Genomic DNA, 21,127 nt, shown 5'->3' on the forward strand with positions numbered 1-21,127 from the left:
GATCTCAGTGACATCAGGCGCGCTCGCTCCGGCGACCGGAGCGCACGCCGCCGGGGCGACCATACCGGAGAGACCATGAACAATTCGTAGACTGCGGTTCGGCGTCGTCATGATCTTGTCCTCGATGCGCCCCGCTACCCTGCCTTGATCGGGCGGTCGCCTTCGAGCCGCCCGTTGCCGCCATTGGCGATGTCGATGCCGCGCGCGATCGCGGCCCTGAAGCGTTCGTTCAGCGTCAGCGGATCGCCGCTGGTGATCGACAGCAGGATCGACGCCCCGACGCCGATCGCGCCAAGGCGCGGATCGGGCAGAGCTTCGGGCATGTCGGGCGGAGCCATGCTGCCGCCGGACCAGAAGGCGGCGAGCGCGGCATAGGCGGCAGCGCCGTCGAAGTTCGCCGTTTCGGCGGAAACCATGCAGGCGCGCCGCCTGGCGTCGTCGGGCTGGTAGACCCAGCCGGCCGCGCGCTCCAGGCATTCGGCTTCGACCGGGCTTGGCGCGGCGAGGTTGCCCTGGGCGACGGCGACGGCCCACCAGACACCCTCTCGGATCGGAAGCGCGAAGGCCAGGAAGCGGATGGCGTCGCCGATGGCCTCGGCCTCGACGAGGAGCGAAAGATAGCCTTGCGGGGACAGCGTCGGCAGCAGGAACGCCCGGCCCTCAGCCGACAGATCCATGCGCGCACAGATCTCCGCGGCAGTGCCGGCGGAAACCTTGCGGAACGGATCGGTCTGTATCTTCACGCCGTCACACCGAACTAGTTGATCTTGACCATGCCGCCGGCGACCTTGACCATGCCGTCGCCCGAGACGTCGACGATGGGCGCCTTGATCTCCGACTTCGCAGTGCCTTGCACCGTCACCTTCATGCCGTTGACCGTGATGCCCTGCGGCGTCACCTCGACGGTGTTCTGGCCACATTTGAGGGTGATGCCGCGCGCCGCCTCGATCGTGACTGTCCCGGCCGAGGCCTTGGTTGTCAGGTTGCCGGCGTCGAGCGTCAGCGTGTCGTTGCCCTTTGTGAGCTTGGTCGTCCTGTTGCCGGCATCCAGCGTCAGCGCATCGTTGCCCTGGCCGAGCGTGACGGTGCGGTTGCCCTGCTTGACGTCGAGCGTCTCGTTGCCCTTGGTGATCGTCTCCGTGCGGTTGCCGGCCTTGATGGTCAGTTCGTCATTGCCCTCGGTGATGGTGGTGGTGCGGTTGTTCTTGACGGTCCGCGTCTGGTCGTGGTCGACGACGAGCGTGTCATCGTTCTCGACCTCGCGCACGAAATCCTTCTCGGCATGGAAGAGGATCTTCTCCTCGCCCTTCTTGTCCTCGAAGGACAGTTCATTGGCGTTGGCGGCGCCGCCGGACAGCGTGCTGCGCGACAGAAGGCCCGATTTGGTCATATTCCCCGGCAGCGCCCAGGGCGGCGCATTGGCGCCGTTATAGACAGCGCCGGTCACCAGCGGCCGGTCTGGGTCGCCGTCGAGGAAATGCACCACCACCTCCATGCCGATCCGTGGGATGAAGACCGTTCCCCAGCCGCTGCCGGCGAGGGCCTGGGCGACATGCACGAAGCAGGAGCTCTTCTCGTCCTTGGCCCCGTAGCGGTCCCAGGGGAACTGAATGCGGATGCGCCCGTGCTTGTCGGTGTGGATCTCCTGGCCGGACGGACCGACGACGAGCGCCGTCTGGGGACCGCGCACGATCGGCTTGGGCACAGGCAAAGGGTTGCGGGCCGGCCGGTTCGCGGGGATGCAGGCGAAGCTGTTGCGGTAGTAGGGCTTGCCCTCGGTGCCGGGCTGGATGGTGAATTGCGCGCGGTCGACCACTTCATGCCGGACATCGGTCACGACATGCTTCTTGTTCTTCAGCGCTTCCACCGGATGCTCGGAAAGCGTGAAGCGGTGACCCGGCGTGAAGCTCGCGCAGGTGCCGGCGCCGGTCGCCTCTTCGAAGCGGGCTTCCTCGGCATCGACCGCGACGCCGGCGAGACGCGTCAGTGTCGCGTCCTGCACCGAGCCCGAAGGGAACCGGTAGTGCTCCCAGGATTTCGTCGAGGCGGGCTGCAGGCTGGTCTTGCGGTTGCCCTCGCGCGGGCTCGCCGGCGCCTCGAAATCATAGTCGCCGAGCGTCCATTTCGCGTCGGTCAGGCTGGCGCTGAAATCCATGCGGTGGACCGCATCGGTGGCGTCCTCCAGGCCCTGCCTGTAGGCGACCTGCTCCTGCGCGCCGTCGGCATAGCCGCCGACATGGTCGGTCAGCACCAGCTTGTGGCTGCCGTCCTGATGCGTGAAATAATAGAGGATGCCTTCCTCGGCGAGCAGCCGCTGCAGGAAGGCCAGATCCGTCTCGCCGAATTGAACGCAATAGTCGCGCTTGTCGTAGCTCGCCTGCAGCTTCTTCTCGAAACTGACGCCGCCGTCGCCGAGCAGCGTTTCGGCGATCTCGACGGCCGTCTTGTCCTGAAAGACCTTGTAGTCGGAGGTGCGGTCGAGCAGCCACAGCGAGGGCGCGACCTTTAGCGTGAAGAGCCGGTAGTTGTTGCGGGTAACCAGGCCGCCGCTGAAGGAGATGACGATGCCATTGACGATGCGCCTGTTGCCGCCGGGGCGGGCCATCGACACGGTGACGCTCTTGCCAAGCAGGTCCTGCGGCTGGATCGCCTGTCGGCTCGACAGGGCCGAGACCGTGAATTCGAAAAGTCGCGACAAGCCCTCCACGCCCTTCGCTTCGGTCGCGACGAAGGCGTCCGCTCCGAGCGGAGTTTCCAAAGTGAGCCAACGCTCCGCCTGAACAAGCGTATCGGACATTCAGAATGCTGCCTCGGCGGACGCCCGGCCTCGAGGCCGGGCGCCGCGCAGGGATTTTCGGCGTCAGCCGCTCTTGGTCGTCGACAGGTCGTAGCTGACAGTCACCGGCGTGCCGGCCTTGTTCTTGTCGTCATACGGGATGTGCTTGTATTCGATCTTGGTGAAGTTGATCGAAATCGACTCGGTCGGCCGGTCGCCACCCGAGGACAGGCTGTAGCCCGAGATCAGGGCGTTGGTCAGCGTGTATTCCACATAGGTGTTGCCGGGGCTGCCGGTGTTCACCAGGTGGATCTCGACCTTCTTGCCCACCGCGCCGGTGGCGGATTCGGTGAAGAGCGCCGTCGACGAGCCGTCGAGTTGCTTGGTGACAACCACCTCGCTGATCGACGGCTCGCTCGCCTCGCGGTTGGCGGCCGCGCCCGTCGGCGTGGAGATGCCGCGGCCGACGCCGAACTGCAGGCTGGAGACGTCGATCCACTTCTGGTGCTTGTCGTGCGTCGCCTCGCCGTCGATGCCCTCATATTTCAAATAGATTGCCATGCTGTGCTCCTGTTTATCCACGAACCAAAACGCCTCGGCTTCAACCGGGCGCCGCCCGGCCGAAGCCGCTCGGAACTGCCTTCCGGCCTAGGCCGGGGTCACCTCGCCCGCAGACGCCTCTACCCCCTGCAAGCCTTGCTCCCCGCCTCCGGCGCCGCCGCCCGCCGGGGCGAAACGGAAACGCCCGTCCGCGCCGATGGACACTTCGATGCCGCCCACCTGCCCGCCGTCGGCCAGGACGGAGAGCACATGCGCGGACAGTTGCGGTAGCAGGCCGCGGGAAAGGATGTATTCGATGTTCCGGGCACCGCTTTCGACCTCGGTGCAGCGGCTGGCGATCTCGTCGACAAGGCCATCGCACCAGACGAGCTCGGCCCGGTAGTTCTCGGCGAAGCGCTTGCGGATGCGGTTCAACTGCAGCGCGACGATCTTGCGGATGATGTCGTCGGCCAGCGGAAAATAGGGAACGACCGAGCAGCGGCCGAGGAAGGCCGGCTTGAACAGCTTGAGCAGTTCCGGCCGGAGTTGCTCGGCCAGCGTCTCCGGATCGGGCCTGGTCTTCGGATCGGCGCACAGGCGGTGGATCAGGTCGGTTCCCGCATTCGACGTCATGATGATGACGGTGTTCTTGAAGTCGATGTCGCGTCCCTCGCCGTCGCGCAGCATGCCCTTGTCGAAGACCTGGTAGAAGACGTCCTGCACGCCGGGATGTGCCTTCTCCATCTCGTCGAAGAGCACGACCGAATAGGGCCGCCGGCGCACGGCCTCGGTCAGCACGCCGCCTTCACCATAGCCGACATAGCCGGGCGGCGAGCCGACGAGCATCGAGACCTTATGCTCCTCCTTGAATTCCGACATGTTGATGACGGTGAGGTTCTGTTCGCCGCCATAGAGCAGGTCGGCGACGGCGAGCGCCGTCTCGGTCTTGCCGACGCCTGAGGTACCGACCATCAGGAACACACCGATCGGCTTGCGCGGATCGATGAGCTTGGCGCGCGACGTGCGGATGGTCTCGGCAATGGCCTCCAGCGCATGCGGCTGGCCGATGACGCGTTCCTCCAGCTTATCTTTCAGGCCGAGCACCGTCTTGATCTCGTTCGAGACCATGCGGCCGACCGGAATGCCGGTCCAGTTGCCGACGACCTCGGCGATCGCCTGACCGTCGACCGTCACATGCATCAGCGGCTTCTCGCCCTGCAGCGCGGCGAGCTCGTCCTTGCAGGCGGCGAGGTCGGCGCGCAGCTTCGCGGGATCCTCGGCGCCCTCGACCGGCGCGGCCTCCTCGTCGAGCTCGCCCAGCGTGTCGTGCAGCGCGCGGATCTTGCCGACGAGGTCACGCTCCTTGTCCCATTGCGCCTCGAGCGCCTCGAGCTCGGCGACCGTCGTCGCACGCTCGGCCTTCAACTCGCCCACGCGCTGCGAATGGTCGGTTCCGATGCGGCCTTCGCGTGCCAGCACGGCGAGATCGGTGTCGAGCATGTCTATGCGCCGGCGGCGGTCCTCCACCGGCGCAGGTATGGCGTAGCTGGCTATGGCGACACGCCCGCAGGCAGTGTCCAGCAGGCTGACCGCCTTGTCCGGAAGCTGGCGGCTCGGTATGTAGCGGCGCGACAGGCGCACCGCGTCCTCGACCGCCTCGGCCAGGACACGCACGCCATGATGACGTTCCAGCGTCGGCACAAGGCCGCGCATCATGGCGATCGCCGCCTCGTCGTCCGGCTCCTCGACCTTCACCACCTGGAAGCGGCGCGTCAGCGCGGGGTCGCGCTCGAAATATTTCTTGTACTCGGCCCAGGTCGTGGCCGCGATGGTGCGCATCTCGCCGCGGGCGAGTGCCGGCTTCAGCAGGTTAGCCGCGTCGTTCTGGCCGGCTGCGCCGCCGGCGCCGATCAGCGTGTGGGCTTCGTCGATGAAGACGATGATCGGCTTGGGCGACGACTTCACGCCCTCGATCACGTTCTTCAGCCGGTTCTCGAATTCACCCTTCATGCCGGCACCCGCCTGAAGCAGGCCGAGGTCGAGCGACAACAGCTCGACGTCCTTCAGCGAGGGCGGCACGTCGCCGGCCGCGATCTTCAGGGCGAAACCTTCCACCACGGCGGTCTTGCCGACGCCGGCCTCGCCCGTGAGGATCGGGTTGTTCTGGCGCCGCCGCGTCAGGATGTCGATGATCTGCCGTGTCTCGGCGTCGCGGCCCAGCACGGGATCGATCTTGCCCTCGCGCGCCCGCGCGGTGAGATTGATGGTGTACTGCTCCAGCGCCGAGCCGCCGACCGAAGCGGCGGGAGCGCCGGCCCCGGCAGCTTTGCCCGTCCCGCCCGAGGCCAGGCTGGCGCCGCCCGATTCGCTTGTGTCGGCGGCGATCTTGCCGAGCGAGGCGCGCAGCGTCTCGGCATTGATCCGGGCGAGCATTGGGGATGCATCGCGTGCCAGCGCGGCCAGCGAATCGTCGCACAGCAGTGCCGCCATCAGATGGCCGCTGCGCACCGCCGCGGCGTCATATTGCAGCGACGCGAAGATCCAGGCCTCGCGGATGAGCTTGACGATGTTGGGCGCCAGCGCCGGCGACCGGCTGTTGCCGGTCTTCAGCTTGTCGAGCATGCGGGTCAGGTCCGCCGCGAGGCGGCCGGCATCGATCTCGAAATGCCTGAGGATGGCCGCGACGTCGTTGTCGTTGGCCTCGATCAGCTTGGCCAGCCAGTGCTCGATCTCGACATTGTAGTGGGTGCGCGACAATGTCAGGCCGACGGCGCCCTCCAGCGTCGACCGACAGTGTTGGTTGAGGCGCCCAACCAGCGATTGCAAGTCAACGTTCAACAAGACAGGCCCCCTCATCCCCCACCGGACAGCCGCCTGGCGGCGCGGCAACCCGCACCGCCCCGGAGGACCCTTCTCCGAAGCCGGCGGCGTCTAAATCAAACGATATGTAACGTTACGTGATCGTAGTATCTACATCGTCCCAGGTCCAGAGCGTTTTCGCGCTCAGGGCCCGACAGCGGCGTCAACGTCGGGAAACACTGGAAACAGCCTTAAGAAACCACTCATCTCGAACACGAGGCGAATACGTTTGTTGAGGCCGGCAAGTGCAATACGGCCGCCGGCTGCCTTCACTTTCTTAGCCGCAGAAATGAATGCCGACAGGCCAGTACTGCTGATGTATTCGAGTTGTCCCAGGTCGATGACGATCTGCGTATCGCCTCGATCGATGACGGAACTCAGGTGCCGGTCGAAGACCGGCGAGGTCGTCGTGTCGATCCTGCCGCTCGGGGCGATGATCAGGTTGCCGTCGCGGCGACTCTCGGCGATGTTCATGACGATTGCGTCTCGACTGTCTGCGGAGATCTATCCCATGCTGGGTACACCGCCGGGCCTCTTTCCGCAACGTCCGCCGCGCTGCGGCGGAACGACCGCCCTGATCCGGGAGTACGACTTCGGGCCGGCCGATCCCGGGGGTGCCATAGCTGCATCGCCGGAACAAAAAGTTAAACAGGCACGCTTAGCCTATCGGTTGAACCCTGCCGGGAGTACCGCTCCCGGGCGCATCGAGACGAGACGTTGGTGAACGTGCCCGCCCCGCATGACGATATCGCGAAGGCCATCCGCGACGCGCTCCTGCCGCAGCGCTTCCCCGTGCGACGCGACGTCGAACTGGGTGCCGGCACGGCGCAGGAGAAAGAGGCCGTCTCATTCCACGACACAGTGTGGCTCGGCCATCACTTCCTCGCCGTCGCGGCTGTGCGCGTCAAGCGCGGCGGCATCGGCGGGGCGCTCGCCGCGGCCGCCCTCCGCCAGCTTCTGAGAGCGGCCCTCTCCGTCACCCCGACACCTGAGGCCGCGCTCGCCGCCTGCGAAGAAATCTGCGCAACACCGGGGTTCGACGCCGCGGTGCTGCGGCTCGACCTCGTGACGGGAGCGGTCGAGTCGGCAACGCGGGGACAGGCGCGCATCGAGACGACGCGACACGGGGAAGGCGGGCGCCTCTCGCCCGGGGAGATCGTCTGGCTGGGGGCCGGCGACGTGCCGCTGCCCGCCGACCTGACGCCGCCGGTCGAAGGACCCGAAGGCCTCGTGCAGCCGGCGATCGCGCGCGCCGGCGGCGGCAGCGCCGCCGCGCTGCTCTACAAGGCACATGGCCGCGCCGCCGGGAGCAGCACCTTCGCGGTGCCCAACGATGCCGGGGCCATTCCCGGCGTGCTCGCCCAGATCGACGCCTTTTGCGCCCGCCACGCGATCGCACGCGAGGATGTGGAGGGCATCGACGTTGCGGTCGACGAGGTCCTGAGCAACGCCATCGCCTATGCCTTCCGGGACGGCCACGCCCATGAGATATTCGTCACGTCGACGGCCGAGCCGGGGCGGTTGGTGATCGAGATCAGCGACGACGGCGTCCCCTTCGACCCGCTCGCCGTGCCGCCGCCCGATCTTTCGGCCGATCTCGAGGCGCGGCAGGTCGGCGGGCTCGGCATGCATTTCGTGCGCAACCTGCTGGACGACGTTGCCTATAAGCGGGTAAACGGCTGGAACGTGCTGACGCTGCGCAAGCGCGTGGGCGAGGCTCGAAAGGGGGAGAGTTCGTCATGAACGCAGCACGCATCGGCGACCAGATCCTGCAGGACGCACCGCACTGCCACGCGCCGATCCATCCGGCCGCACCCGTCCCGACGCCGACGCCCCACCCTGCAATGCCGCTTGCCATCGTCAAGGGACAGCCGAATGTGATGATCGGCAACATGCCTGCCGCGCGTATCACCGACATGTCGCAGCCCTGCATGCTCGCGGGCTGCATTCCGGCCGGCCCCGGAATGATCTCGAAGGGCTCGGCGACGGTATTCATCGGCGGCCTGCCGGCGGCGCGCGTCGGCGACATGACGGCGCATCCGTCCTGTGTCGCCCCGATCCCCAGCCCGGTCGGCAAGATCCTGCCGCCCGGCTGCCCCACCGTGATGATCGGCGGCTGAGGTGCGGCCCCGCCACTTCGAGACACTGCGGCCGATCTGCCCGGTCTGCCGCGCGCGCGAAGTCTCGTCGCATCTGGCCATCAACATCGTCGAGGCCGGAACCGACGACGAGATCACTGCCGGCATCCTCGGTTGCCCGAACTGCGGAGCGGAATATCCAGTCATCGACGGACTGCCCGTGATACTGCCCGATGTGCGCCGCTACGTGCAGGACAATCTGTTTTATCTGCTGGCGCGCCGCGACCTGACGCCGGCGGTGGAAAGCCTGATCGGCGACGCCTCCGGCCCGGGCAGCGCTTTCGATTCGATCCGCCAGCATGTCTCCTCCTATGTGTGGGACCATTGGGGCGACCAGGACCCCGCGGAGACGGGATCGGCTGCCGGCAACGCCTCTCCGGGCAGCGTCGCCCGCGTGCTTGCCGGCGGCCTCGACATGATCTCGGACGGCCTGGCGTCGGGACCGGTGCTCGACATGGGCTGCGGGGCCGGACGCTCCGTGGCGGAACTCGCGGCGCGGACCGGCCGCACCGTGCTCGGCATCGACGTCTCGACGCCGCTCGCCCGCGTCGCGCGGCGCGCCGTGGTCCACGGCCATGTCGACTATGCACGGCGCCGGGTCGGGTTGGTCTATGACCGCCGCGCATTCGGCATCGATATTGCAGGGCGCGAACGCATGGACGTGTGGATCTGCGACGTGCAGGCCCTGCCCTTCGAGCCCGCCACATTCGCGCTCGCCGTGGGGCTCAACCTGCTCGACTGCCTCGGGGATCCGCAGCGCGGCCTCGCCGAGATCGGGCGTGTGCTGTGCGACGACGGCAAGGCCCTGTTCGCCGTCCCGTTCGACTGGACCGGCCATGTCACTGCCGTCGAAGGCTGGATCGGCGGACATTCCCAGCGCGGCCCGCATGGCGGATCGGCGGAAGCCATTCTCGACGGAATGCTGAGCGAGGGAGCGCTGTCGAGCGGCGGCCTGCGCAAGCTGGGGCCGGCGCGCGAGATACCGTGGCACGTCAGGCTCCACGAAAGGTCCTGCATGCATTACGATGTGCATGTCGTGGCGGCGCGGCGTGATTCCGCGGCAGGCATGGCCTAGCGGCGAGACTTTTCGCATCCGCCTGCCGGTGTTCTCCTCCGACGTGAGATGGGAGAAATGCCGGCTTCCGATTCGTCGACGGAACGGAAAAGTTCGGGAGGGGGGCTTGAAGCTCAAACTGGTTCTGAAAGGGCCCGACCGTCTGATGGGGGCCCAGTTGGAGAAGACGCTGGAGCAGGGCAGCCTCGTCGTCGGCCGCTCGCCGACGGCGGACTGGACGCTGCCCGACCCGGAGCGGGTCATATCGAAGACCCATTGCCGCATCGACCGGGACTTCAGCGGCTTCGTGGTGACGGACACGTCGACCAACGGCGTCCACGTCAATGAGGAGCCGGTCGGCTTCGGCCTGCCGCGCCTGCTCGCCAATGGCGACGTGCTGAGGCTGGGCGATGCGGTCGTGCTGGTGCGCATCGACGAGACGGCCGTGTTGTCTCCCGCGCAGACGCGGCAGCCGATGGCTGATCCGATCGCAAAGCTCCCGCCCGACGGACCTTTCGGCGTCGCCGCTCTTCCGGTTCCGCCGACAGAATCGGCGACAGATCGGGCAGCAGCCCCGGCCGATCCGGCGACGGCGGCGGTCGAGCGCATCCTGGACGACTGGTGGGCGTCCGACGAGCCGCCCACAGGCCCTGCCGATCCGAAATCCGTGGATATCTCGTCAAAGCAGCCCTCAGCGGCAATTCCGGTTACCACATCGGCGGAAGAGCCGTTACCGTCGCCGCGTGATGACGTGGCGAAACTCGTTGATTCGCTCTCCGGCATCGAGCTGAAGGCCTTCGCGCGGGCGGTGGACGAGGCGGCGGCTCAATTGCCGGACGGGGAACGGCGAAAGTTTCAGGGGCGGTTGCAAGACCTTCTTGCGGGAGGCGAAGCCCGGGGGAGGTAGTGCCGCCTTCTCGGTGGTGCTGGCTGACGCCCGGCAGGTGATGGGGTTTTGCATGCCCGGCATTCTCCGGACATGGTGGGTGTTGGTGATGTTCCTGGGGCTCTCGGCCTGCGGGCTCTTCGGCAAGCCGCCGCCCAAGGAGATCGAGATCAAGCCGGCACCTACGGAGGCGTCGATCGACTTCATCGCCATGGCCTCGCCGCTCGTCAATCCCCTGCCCGACGGCCAGCCTTCGCCGCTGATGATGCGCATGTATCAGTTGAACGGCGAGACCGCTTTCGCCAATGCGAGCTTCCGCCAGCTCTGGGAGCAGGACGCCGCCACGCTCGGCCCGACCATGCTGGGCAAGGCCGAGATCATGCTCAACCCCGGCGGGGTGGAACGCATCAAGGCCAATCTGATCGAGGGCACGACGATCGTCGCCGTCGTCGTCGGCTTCCGCGATTTCGAGCAGGCGAAGTGGCGGGCAATGGTGCCTATGCAGGGAGAGAAGAAGTTCAAGCTGAAGGCGGAACTGAAGACGCTTTCGGTCGAACTCGGTCCTCAGGATTGAACACGCGACGGGAGGATATGATAGTCATATGACCAGCGATAGCGGATCGCGGCACGAGGGTGGGGACATCAGGCATGCCATTCGATGACAAGGTGGTCTGGTCGGAGGGCATGTTCATCCGCGCCCAGCACTTCCAGCAGGAAGGCCGGCATGTCGAGCGCCTGCTGAACGGCCGGGTGCGCGGCTTGCGCGCCTATGGCTGGGGCCTGACCGAACTGGTGCTGAACCGCGAGCTCCTGTCGATCGGCCGGTTCGCGGTCGAGCGCGCGGCGGGCGTATTCGAGGACGGCACGCCCTTCTCGGTGCCCGACGGCGCGGCCGAGCTTCAGCCGCTGCAACTCGGCGAAAATCTGCGCAACTGTGTCGTCTATCTCACCTTGCCGATCACCCAGCCCGGAAGCCGCGAAACTGCGGACGACGGCGCCGACATGCTGACCCGCTATGCGACCCGCGACATCGAGGTGCCCGACGCCAACAGCGGCGAATCGGCGCCGGTGCCGATCACCGTCGCCAAGCTGCGGCTCGGCTATGCGCCGGAGACGAGCGAACGCAACGGACTGCTCGGCATCGGCCTGGCGCGCGTCGTCGAAGTGCGCGCCGACAATACGGTCGTGCTCGACGACGGCTATATTCCGCCCGCGCTCGATTCCCAGATCTTGCCCGTCCTGGCCGGACTGCTCACCGAGATCGTAGGGCTGCTCAACCATCGCGGCGAGGCGATCGCGGCGCGGCTCGCCTCGGGCAGCGCCGCCGGCAGGCTGAATGAAAGTGCCGCGCCCGACGACATCGCCGAATTCCGCAACCGGACGCTCGACGAGATCAAGCGTTTCGAGACCGCGGCCATGGCGAAGGACGTCCCCAACCGCACGGTGCGCATTGCGCGATACGCCTTGAGCGCGACGATTGACGACGTCATCCTCAACACGCGCTGGGGCGGCCAGTCGGGCTGGGCGAACGGCAGCCTGGTCAGCGTGCTCTACAACGAGACCTGGGGCGGCGAGCGCTTCTACGACCTGCTCTCGCAACTGATGGCCAATCCGGAAGACAATGTCGACGCGCTGGAACTGATGGCGATCTGCCTGGCCATCGGCTTCGTCGGCAAGTATCGGGTGTCGGAGGGCGGTCTCGGCCAGCACACCCGCCTGCGCCATGATCTCTACCGCGCCATCCGCCGCGTGCGGGGGCCTTACGATCGCAGCTTGTCGGCGGCCTGGCAGGGCGTGGCGGCCCCGCACCGGGCGCCGCGCAGCATGGCCGGTCCGTGGCTCGCCGCGGCGATCGTCGCCGCGCTTCTGGCCGCCCTCTGGATCTTCTCCAGCATCAGCCTGCGCGGAACCGTCGAGGCGGCCGCGGAGAAGATCCGCGTGCTCGCCCCGGCCATGCCGGTCGTCGTCGAGCGGACCGGCGTGCCCGACATTCCCGACCCGAAGCCGCCGGTACGCCAAACTCAGATCGAGAGGCTGTCGGCATTCCTTGCAAGCGACATCGCCGCCGGCACCGTCGAGGTCGCGCCATCGGGCACCTCGGTGCTCATTCGCATGCTTAAAGCCTCCTTCCCGTCCGGCGGTCTCGACATCTCCGGCACGGAGGATCCGCTGGTCGGCCGCATCGGCGCCGCGCTCAACGGCGAGAAGGGCCCGATCCTGGTCATCGGCCACACCGACAACGTGCCCGTCGGACCCGGAAGCCCGCTCGGCGACAATATGGCGATCTCGGTGGCACGGGCTCGCTCGGCCGCCGACATGCTGCGCCGCCATGTCGACGATCCGAGCCGCGTGAGCTTCGAGGGGCGCGGCGAAACCGACCCGATTGCCAGCAACGCCACGGCGGAAGGCCGCGCCCGCAACCGCCGCGTCGAGTTCCAGATACCGGCGGAACCGCAGACATGAGGCCGGGGCTCCTGGCAGCCTGGCTTGCCGGACTTCTGCTGTCGATCGCCGCCGGCTGGCTGATCTGGCGTCAGGCGCAAATCGCCGATCCGGATCTGCGTTTCGCGGCCACGCTGGCGCCGCTCGCGCTGTGGAGCCTGGTGCCCGTCGTCTTCTGGCGCTTCTTCGCCGGGGATGGCGGCCGATCCGGCACGCCGGGGCTGCGCGACCAGCGGCGCGCCGTGCTCGCCTTGCTCGCCGACCGGGGTCTTTCCGGTCGGCGAGCCCGTTATTCGGTGCCCTTCTATCTGGTGACCGGCGCCCCCGGTGTCGGCAAGTCGAGCCTGCTCGACCGCTCGGGCCTCCGGCTCTCCTCACCGACAACGATCGGCGGCGCGCGCTGGTGGATCGGCGAGGAAGCGGTGTTCGTCGAGACCTCCTTCGGCCTTCCTGACCAGAGCGTGCGGGCGGTCTGCGACCTGCTGCGTAGCCTTCGCCCGCAGCTTCCGCTAAACGGCATCGTGCTGGTCGCCAGCCCCGCCGACCTGACGCTCGCCGACCAGACCGAGCATCGCGAAATGGCACAAGGCGCCGCGCAAGCCCTGCGCGAGATCGAGGACGCGACGGGCCGTCGGGCCCCCGTCTATCTCATGCTCGCCAAGATCGACCTGCTGCCGGGATTCCTCGAATTCTTCGACCGTCAGGAACCACAGGAACGGTCCCAGCCCTGGGGTTTCGCCCTGCCGTTCGCCGGGCTAGGGAAAAATCCTTCGGCAGCCGAGGCCGGCGAGGCCGTGACGCTTGGTTTCCAATCGCTGCTCGCTGCGATGCGCGCGCGGCTCGTCGAGTGGCTGTCGCGAGAAGCCGACCCGGTGCGCTGCGCCCGCATCAACGGCTTCGGCGCACAGGTCGCCGGGCTGCAGCCGACGATCCAGCCGCTTCTCGATGCATTGATGACGGGCAGCGGGAGGACATGGCAAGGCGGGACCCTGCGCGGCATCTATCTCACCAGCGCGCGGCAGGAGGCGCTGTCCATCGACGGGCTGTTGCCGGAACTGTCGCGCCGCTTCGCCATGCCGCGCATCGGCATGCTGCCGCCCGATCTCGGGCTCGACGAGGAGGAGCATGGCTTCTTCATCGGCGACGCCCTCCGCAAGGCCGTCTTCACCGAGGCGGGACTGATCGGCACGGAACAGCGTCCACGTCCGGCCGTCGTCGTCCAATGGGCGGCGATCGCCGCCATCGTCGCGGCCAGCATCGGGTTCGGCTATCTCGTCACCCAAGATTTCGACGAACAGACGCGGCTCGCCGCGCGCGGCGCCGAGGCAGCCTCCGGCATCGCTCCCCTGGCTAACCCCGCCCGGCTCGACGCCCTTCCCTCCATCCTGGCCTCGATGCGGCAGCTCGACGGGCTCCAAGCCGAGCTCGCCGCGGCACCGCGCGCCGAAGCCTACGCTATCGGTCTCGACGCGCGCCCCAAGCTCGATGCTGCGACAGACGATGCGCGCGCCCGGCTGCGGCGCAACGCGCTGGCGCCGAGCCTGGTCGCGATGCTCGAGACGGAACTCGTCGACCTCGATGCCGACGTCGATACGCTGAAGGCGCGCATCGCGCTTGCCGAAGCGGCCGGAAAGCCGGATGCCGCGGCCCTGAAGACGTGGCTCGACAAGCACGCGGCCGCGCTGCCGGCCGACGATCGGCTCTACTTCGTTACCGAAAGCACGCAGCTCTTCACCGGCAGTGGCGGGCTCTCCGTGAATCCGGCCTATGTCGCGGCCGCCCGGCGCATCATCGCCTATAAGGAAAGCCTGTCGTGAGGCTCGGCAAGCGCCTGCAGGCAATTGGCCGGGTCCTCACCACACCGGGCGCCCTGCTGACCCTCGCTGCCCTGCTGGCGGCGCTGTTCGTTTGGCTGATCGGGCCGCTGCTCGCCTTCGGCGAAATACGTCCGCTCGGCCCCGCATCGGTGCGCCTGGCGATCATGCTCGTCATCGCGCTGGCCTGGGGCGTGATCGGCTATCTCATCCGCGTCAAGCGCAGCAGCGAAGACCAGGCGCTGCTCGCCGCGCTCCGGCGCCAGCAGGACGAGGAGCGGCAGGCGGAGGATCAGGGCGAGGCCGCGATGGAGGCTGAACTTTCCGCCTTCCGCGACGCCGCACGCGGCGCGATGCGGCTGGTGCGCAAGGGAAGCCCGGTCAATCCCTTTGCCCGCGACCGCTATTCGATGCCCTGGTATCTGGTCATGGGATCGGACGGCGCCGGCAAGTCCGCGATCGTGCGGAATTCGGGGCTTTCGCTGCCCTACCAGGCGGAAGCGACACCCGATACCGCCGCGGGCTTCCACGTCGCGGAACAGGCCGTGATAGTCGAGCTTTCCGGCCGCTTCCTCGACCCTTCGGAGCGGCCGTCCACGCCGCTCTGGCTGCGGCTGCTCGACCATCTGCGGCGCCTGCGGCCGCAGCAGCCGGTCAACGGCATCCTGGTGGCGGTGAGCGCCGGCGAGCTCAGCGTTATGACGGCCGAGGCCGTGCTCGACTTCGCCTCGACGCTGCGCCGCCGGCTGGACGAGGCGACCGCGCGGCTGCGTGCCCGCCCGCCGGTCTATCTCGTGGTCAGCAAGCTCGACCTGCTGGCCGGCTTCGAGGAATTCTTCGACGCGCTGAGCGCCGAAGAACGGACCGCGGTGCTCGGCCTGCCGCTGGCGCCGTCCGCGGGCGGTTCCACCACGGCGGCCGAGCGTTTCGACCGGGGTTTCGCCGACATCGTGGAGCGGCTTTCGCAGCATCTCCTCCTGCGCCTGCAGGAAGAGCCCGACGACGACCGGCGGCGCAAGGCCTATGAGTTCCCCGCTCAGTTCGCGGCGATGCGGACGGCGCTCGAACCGCTTGTCGCCTATCTGACGGCGGTGCACCGTTTCGAGGCTGCGCCGCAACTGCGTGGCCTGTTCTTCACCAGCGCCACGCAGAACGGCCTCGCGGTCGACATGCTCGCCCGCCACCTGGCCGCGGGTTTCGCGCAGCGGCCGCAGAACCTGGCGCTGCGCCACGACGGCGGGCCGGTGCATGGCCGGCCCTATTTCCTCGGCCGGCTGGTGCACGACGTCATCCTGCCCGAGGCGGGCGCCGGAGGCCTGTCGCGCCCGGCCGAGATGGTGGCGCGGGCGCAGGGCATCGCCGCCAACGTGATCCTGACCATCGCCACCTTCGGGCTGATCGCGCTGTGGTGGCTGGGCTTCAGCGAGGGCCGCGCCTATACGGCCCGGCTCGAGCAGGGCCTCGGTTCCGCGCGCGAGACGATCGCGGCAGCGGCGCCGGCGGGTCGGGCGCCGTCGGACTTCAAGCCGGTGCTGGCCGCGCTCGACGATTTGCGCGGCCTCGCCGAGGAGCGGCCGGGACGCGCAACCCTCGGCCTCTACGGCACGTCGGCCGTCGAGGCGGCGGCGCGTGACGCCTATGACCGCAGCCTTTCCACGATGCTGCTTCCTTTCGCCTGGCGTTACCTGCGCGACGGGCTCGACGATCCGCAGACCCCGGCACCGCTGCGGTTCCACCAGTTGAAGCTCTATCTGATGCTGGCCGGAGAACGACCGCTCGAGCCTTCGGCCGCTGCCCTGCTGGGCCCCGACTTCACCGCCAAGTGGCTGCCCTACGACCGCACGCCGCAGGCCGACGCCGACGTCTCCGCCCATCTTGCGGCGCTGGCCGGTGCCGGTTTCCCGGCGCCGACGGCGGATGCGGCCCTTGTCGACCGGGCGCGCGGCCGGCTCTCGACCTACACGCTGGCGCGGCTCGCCTACGACACGCTCTCCACCCTTGCCGAAATCCAGAAGCTGCCGGTCTGGCGTCCGGTGGACCATATGAGCATGGCGGGGCCGCAGGCGCTCGCCCGCGTCAGCGGCCAGAGCTTCTGGAACGGTATCCCCGGGCTTTATACCCGGTCCGGCTTCTTCGGTTCGGCATTGCCGGCGAGCGGCACGGTGTCCGAGCGTCTGGCGAAGGATCTCTGGGTAATGGGCGTGGCCGACACGATCGCGAACCGCCAGCGCGAGGCGCAGCGCATCCGCGACGGCCTGCTCGATCTCTACCGCGTCGACTATATCCGCCAGTGGGACAGCCTGCTCTCCGACCTGACGATGATCGACGGCGCGAATGCCGGCGACGTGGCGCGGGCGATGGCCCTCATCACCGGGAAGCCCTCGCCGGTGACGGAACTGACGGCGGCGATCGGCGCCGAAACCCGGATGGAGCCCGACAAGGGCCCGCTCGACGGCTTGCCCGGAGCCGCTACCGCACAGGTGGAACGTGTCGCCAACACCGTGCTTTCGCCGCAGCGCGTGATCGACGTCGCGGCCGCCGTCACCGAACATTTCAAGCCCTACAACGATGCTGTCTCGGCGGCCGAGGGCCAGCAGTCGCAGGTCGATGCGATGCTGGCGGCCCTCGAGCCGCTCTACCGGCAGATCAACCATGTCGCGACGGGTGGCGACATATTGGAGCTCGCGGCGCAGCCGCAGACGCTGCTCAACCAGCTCGGCGAGCAGGTGAGTGCGCTGCCCGACCCGCTGCAGCCGCTCTTCCGGCGCATCCTCTCGCAGGCGGCGGCGGTGACCGGGGGCAGTTCGCGCGAAAGGCTGGCGCAGATCTGGAACACGACGGTGAAGCCGGCCTGCGACGCGACGACATCGGGCCGCTACCCTTTCGATCCGGCCAGCGCGAGCGACGCCTCGCTTTCCGATTTCTCGTCGCTTCTCGGGCCGAACGGCCAGATCGCCGCGTTCCGCAACGACTATCTCAAGCCCTTTATCGACACGAGCGCCAGGCCGTGGCGCTGGCGCACGGGCCAGCAGGCGGGGCTAGGGCTGGGGGACGATGTTCTGGGGGCCTTCGAGCAGGCAGACGACATCACTATCGCCTATTTCGCCGGCGCGGACGCGCCCTCGGTCGATTTCGTGGTGGAGCCGCTGCGGCTCGACCCCAAGGCCCGGGCGCTGCAGTTCGACATAGGCGGGCCGGTCCTGGTCTATGCGCACGGCCCGGTGACGCCGACGCCCTTCCACTGGCCCCCCGAGCGGCCCGACGCCGAAGCCAGCCTGTCGATGACGCCGGAGATGGACGGCCAGCGCAACATCCTGCGGCGGCAGGGACCCTGGGCGCTGTTCCGGCTGTTCGACGCGGCACGCATCCTGGAAGTGAACCCGACCGACGTCGTGCCTTTCGGCTTCATGGTCGGCACCCGGCAGGCCGTGCTCCAGGTGACGGCCCCGGCGACGAGGAACCCTTTCGTGAAGGACCTGCTGGCCGAGTTCAAATGCCCGGTGCTGTAGTGTTCCGAAGTGATCGGCGGCCCCTGCAGCGTGTTGCGTGAAAACGGATTTACGCAACACGCTGTAGGTCTTTGATTTGACGCATGTCTTTGTCCCCGAAACCGGTACCCACTTTCGGGAGACATGCTTTATTGCGCCGGCAGCCCCCGGCGCTGCCACTCGCTGCGCGGGACAGGATCGCCAACGCGGAAGGCGAAGGACACGACTTTCGTCGCGTCGCCATCGACCTCGCAACGATAGCCCAGGTCGTACCACTGCCCGTTCGCGCGGAAGGCAGTCCTGGAAATTTCCACGGACTTGCCGTCGTTTCTCGATTCGGACGGCAAGAGGTCGGGCAGATACGGAGGCGAGGCACGAAGCAGTTGCTCACGCAACTCCGTGACGCAGAGGCGGCCGACCCGAATCGCCCGCGGCACACCGCCCATCGCGGTCGTGGCGACCGGCCCTCCGAGCGCCGATCGCGAGAAGAGCTTCTTCGCGTCCTTCATGGGCTCCTGCACCTCGGTGTCGTCCGCCAGCCTCGGCGTCGGGATCGCGGGCGCGACGGGCTGCGGAATTCCGTTCTCGACTTGGTCCGTCGCCTCAGCCTGCGCCTCGGCCGCGGCCTGTTCCTTCCGGTCATGTTGCGCCGTCGGGGAAGCCGAGCCGTCTTGCGCGCCGGCGCCATCTCGAGCGTCGCGTGGACCGGCCTCCTTTTCACCGAACTGGAAGACGGGCCTCACCACCGGCGGGGCCTCTCGCCTCATGGCCTCGTTCTTCTCTGGAGACGGCGTTTCGGCCTCTGCTTCCTGCTCGGGCTTCGCCGGTGGTTCGGCTTCGGCCTTCTCGGGCGGCGGCGGCACCAGATCCACCTGTATCGCCTGCTCCTCCTGCGGCTGCGAGAACGATGTCGGCAGCCCGAAGATCAGAAGCGCGATGACCGCCACATGCACGACGAGCGAAACGGGTAAGGCCCACCCGAACGCCGAGCGCTGATCCGGAATCTCCCTCATCGGCACCGATGTGGAGGCAAACCTTGGCGACATCAAGCTTTGATGTCGCCAAATGCCTCGACTGACACGAAATCGCGTGCCGGCGCAGGAAGGTCGCACGACCGCCAAGTGACTGTATTTCGCCGTTGGGCGGTTTCCCACCCTACGCACGTTCTGGGAACCGGATCGAACGACCGGCGCCACATCTCAAGCATAAGCACCACCACCGTGCGGCCCGGCCGCGCTCTCAGACACAAGCAGTGCAGCAGGCCCGAAGCTCAAAGGTGCACCCACTACAGCGTGTCGCGTGGCGCACTGTCTTTTCCCCGAAACCGCTGCAAAGTTTCGAGAGACATGCTTCAGTTGCCAAGGATGCGAATCGGCGCACCGGCGAGAATCTCGGTGAGGCCGGGGGTCGTCCCCTCGCTGAAACGGCCCGCGGAGTTCAGCCCTGTCCCGATGAGTTGGACCACCTCGGGTGAGCCGGCGAACTTGGAATGGCTGCCGGAGCTCGAATCGTCGATCTCGGAAAGGTCGATAACGGTTATCCCGAGCCCTTCCAGGTCCTCCGCGTCGGCGGCTCCGACGCGTGGAACCCCTCCCGCAATCCGGCGCGACACCCTGAGCGCGCTGTCGTCCTTTGAGATCAGGACGTACATTCTGTCGCGGAGAGATGGGGGCAACTGTCCGATCTGCGTGCGGAACAGATCGATGTCGATGTCGGGCGAGGCCAGCATGATGACATCGATCCGCCCGCCGCGACCGGCCTGCGCGGCGTCCACCAGCCCCTCCATCGTGAGGAAGGTGCCCATCGAATGGGCGACGACGTTGACGCTCTCGGCACGTGTCCGCCCGAGGATGTCAGCCATCTCCTTGACCTTGCTGCGTGCAATGAGCGCGCTGTTGAGGTCGTAGACATAGCGACGCGTCAGGGCCGCGGAAGCCCAGGTGAAGAGCACCGGAATCCCCTGGAAACCCGTGTCCTCGATGAACTGCGTCAGCCGGAGGATCGCGTCGCTTGTGGTGTTGTTATAGCCGTGGACGAAAAGGAGCAGCCTTCGCTGGCCAAGCGGACGGGCGGCGACCTGACGGTCGATCTCGGTAATGAAGGCCTCGTCGCTGCCGTAGACTACGGGGTCGACCACAGCGAATTCGGCTCGCGGGTCGGGGGGCAAGCTCTTCGGCCGTTCAAGCTGTCCGAGCACATGGTTCGGCGGAACAGTAACGTCGACCGAGGCGAGGCCGAGTTCCGGCGCCCGGTTGGCCGAATAGAAAGCGCCCACCACCTCGGACGCTTGGCGCGTGGTGACGATGAAGATGCGGTGCCGGCTTACCCGGGGGGTCGATTTCGCCGGGATTGCCGGATTGTCGATCCCGACAAGCTCGGGCGGCCGGCCGCACCCGACCATCAAGGAAACCAGGAACGCCACGATCAACGACACGGAAAACAAGCGGTTACGCATCTGGATCCACTCGAGTACTGACGTCCGATCTCAACTGCCCGGCGGCACAGGTCGAGGCCCTCCGGAACGCCTACATGCCCGCCGGGCTCAGGGGCAAGGCGGGAACGGTCACCAGGTCGTAAGCGTGACGAATTGCCTCCTCTTCGAGGCCGCCCGGCACAGCATTCACCATATTCGCGAAGACGGCGCTCGCTCGGCGACCACCTGCACAACCGCGCCGCTCCGGCGCATCCGAGACCAACCTTGACATTCTCCCCACCGACCTGCCGCCGGGCCTTCCGGTCGCCGTCGTTCTCGCATAGGCGTGCCGTCTCGGACCTCGCGGCCTCTCCATAACGCCACCTTCTCAGGAGTTGGGGGCTCCGGCAAGCCCAGTGCGGTTTCAGGGTCCTTGAAACGGACTTACCGAAGATGCGCCAGAAGACGCCGATCAATTCCATCGCGACGGTGGTGTCAGGGAACCGCAGCCGGTTCCACGAGATCGGCAGAAGACGCCGGGCCTGACCGCCAAGCTGCCTGGTCCCCTCCACATGTCGCTGGCGACCACGCAGGCCATGCCCTGCGTCCAGTCCAACGCCCGGTGCACTGTGGCCTGCAGACTGGCGTTTCTTCCGCACCGCTCCAAGAGCCCGGTTCCTCGGTCACTTGCGCGCGGCGTGCGGAAGTATGGCTGTG

The 21,127-nt window shown here is 67.5% G+C and carries 15 protein-coding genes; 8 read left to right on the forward strand and 7 right to left on the reverse strand.

What is annotated here, in order from left to right:
* Nucleotides 1–134 precede the first annotated feature (134 nt).
* The 5 genes from JN280_RS37210 to JN280_RS37230 form a co-directional block, all read right to left on the reverse strand.
* The gene (locus JN280_RS37210; protein WP_202309171.1) at nt 135–743 is read right to left on the reverse strand and encodes a DUF6931 family protein; all 609 of its coding nucleotides are present in this window, start codon (nt 741–743) and stop codon (nt 135–137) included.
* Nucleotides 744–757: 14 nt separating this feature from the next.
* Nucleotides 758–2,797, reverse strand: a complete 2,040-nt coding sequence (locus tag JN280_RS37215; protein WP_202309172.1) for a type VI secretion system Vgr family protein — start codon at nt 2,795–2,797, stop codon at nt 758–760.
* Nucleotides 2,798–2,860: 63 nt separating this feature from the next.
* Nucleotides 2,861–3,337, reverse strand: coding sequence for an Hcp family type VI secretion system effector (locus tag JN280_RS37220; RefSeq protein ID WP_202309173.1), 477 nt, complete (start codon nt 3,335–3,337; stop codon nt 2,861–2,863).
* Between the two features lie 87 nt (nt 3,338–3,424).
* A complete protein-coding gene (gene tssH, locus JN280_RS37225; protein ID WP_446720803.1) occupies nt 3,425–6,172 on the reverse strand; it encodes a type VI secretion system ATPase TssH in 2,748 nt (915 codons plus the stop codon).
* Nucleotides 6,173–6,319: 147 nt separating this feature from the next.
* On the reverse strand, nt 6,320–6,649 hold the full coding sequence (locus JN280_RS37230) for an STAS domain-containing protein (RefSeq protein ID WP_202309175.1): 330 nt from the start codon (nt 6,647–6,649) through the stop codon (nt 6,320–6,322).
* Between the two features lie 246 nt (nt 6,650–6,895).
* Here JN280_RS37230 and JN280_RS37235 point away from each other — a divergent pair, with 246 nt between their 5' ends.
* From JN280_RS37235 to tssM, 8 genes are all read left to right on the forward strand, one after another.
* Nucleotides 6,896–7,918: an ATP-binding protein gene (locus JN280_RS37235; RefSeq protein ID WP_202309176.1), complete on the forward strand. Its 1,023-nt coding sequence runs from the start codon at nt 6,896–6,898 to the stop codon at nt 7,916–7,918.
* Entirely contained in the window at nt 7,915–8,295 is a 381-nt protein-coding gene (locus JN280_RS37240; protein ID WP_202309177.1) for a PAAR domain-containing protein, read from the forward strand. Before JN280_RS37235 ends, JN280_RS37240 begins: the two co-directional genes overlap by 4 nt.
* Before the next feature lies 1 nt (nt 8,296).
* On the forward strand, nt 8,297–9,388 hold the full coding sequence (locus tag JN280_RS37245) for a methyltransferase domain-containing protein (RefSeq protein WP_202309178.1): 1,092 nt from the start codon (nt 8,297–8,299) through the stop codon (nt 9,386–9,388).
* A gap of 106 nt (nt 9,389–9,494) precedes the next feature.
* A complete protein-coding gene (locus JN280_RS37250; protein WP_202309179.1) occupies nt 9,495–10,274 on the forward strand; it encodes an FHA domain-containing protein in 780 nt (259 codons plus the stop codon).
* A gap of 52 nt (nt 10,275–10,326) precedes the next feature.
* Entirely contained in the window at nt 10,327–10,827 is a 501-nt protein-coding gene (tssJ, locus tag JN280_RS37255) for a type VI secretion system lipoprotein TssJ (protein WP_202309180.1), read from the forward strand.
* A gap of 74 nt (nt 10,828–10,901) precedes the next feature.
* On the forward strand, nt 10,902–12,716 hold the full coding sequence (tssK, locus tag JN280_RS37260) for a type VI secretion system baseplate subunit TssK (RefSeq protein WP_202309181.1): 1,815 nt from the start codon (nt 10,902–10,904) through the stop codon (nt 12,714–12,716).
* Complete coding sequence (locus JN280_RS37265; RefSeq protein ID WP_202309182.1) at nt 12,713–14,512, forward strand: type VI secretion protein IcmF/TssM N-terminal domain-containing protein; 1,800 nt, start codon at nt 12,713–12,715, stop codon at nt 14,510–14,512. The genes tssK and JN280_RS37265 overlap by 4 nt, the downstream gene beginning before the upstream one ends.
* Nucleotides 14,509–18,018 carry a type VI secretion system membrane subunit TssM gene (tssM, locus tag JN280_RS37270; RefSeq protein WP_202309183.1) on the forward strand — a complete coding sequence of 1,170 codons (3,510 nt, stop codon included), beginning with the start codon at nt 14,509–14,511 and terminating at the stop codon, nt 18,016–18,018. Before JN280_RS37265 ends, tssM begins: the two co-directional genes overlap by 4 nt.
* Before the next feature lie 128 nt (nt 18,019–18,146).
* On the opposite strand, the gene JN280_RS37275 is transcribed toward tssM, so the two are convergent.
* A complete protein-coding gene (locus tag JN280_RS37275) occupies nt 18,147–18,944 on the reverse strand; it encodes a DUF930 domain-containing protein (protein WP_202309184.1) in 798 nt (265 codons plus the stop codon).
* 404 nt (nt 18,945–19,348) lie between these two features.
* On the reverse strand, nt 19,349–20,452 hold the full coding sequence (locus JN280_RS37280; RefSeq protein WP_244742664.1) for an alpha/beta hydrolase: 1,104 nt from the start codon (nt 20,450–20,452) through the stop codon (nt 19,349–19,351).
* Nucleotides 20,453–21,127: the final 675 nt, after the last annotated feature.

This window comes from Mesorhizobium sp. L-8-10, assembly GCF_016756635.1.
Classification (GTDB): domain Bacteria; phylum Pseudomonadota; class Alphaproteobacteria; order Rhizobiales; family Rhizobiaceae.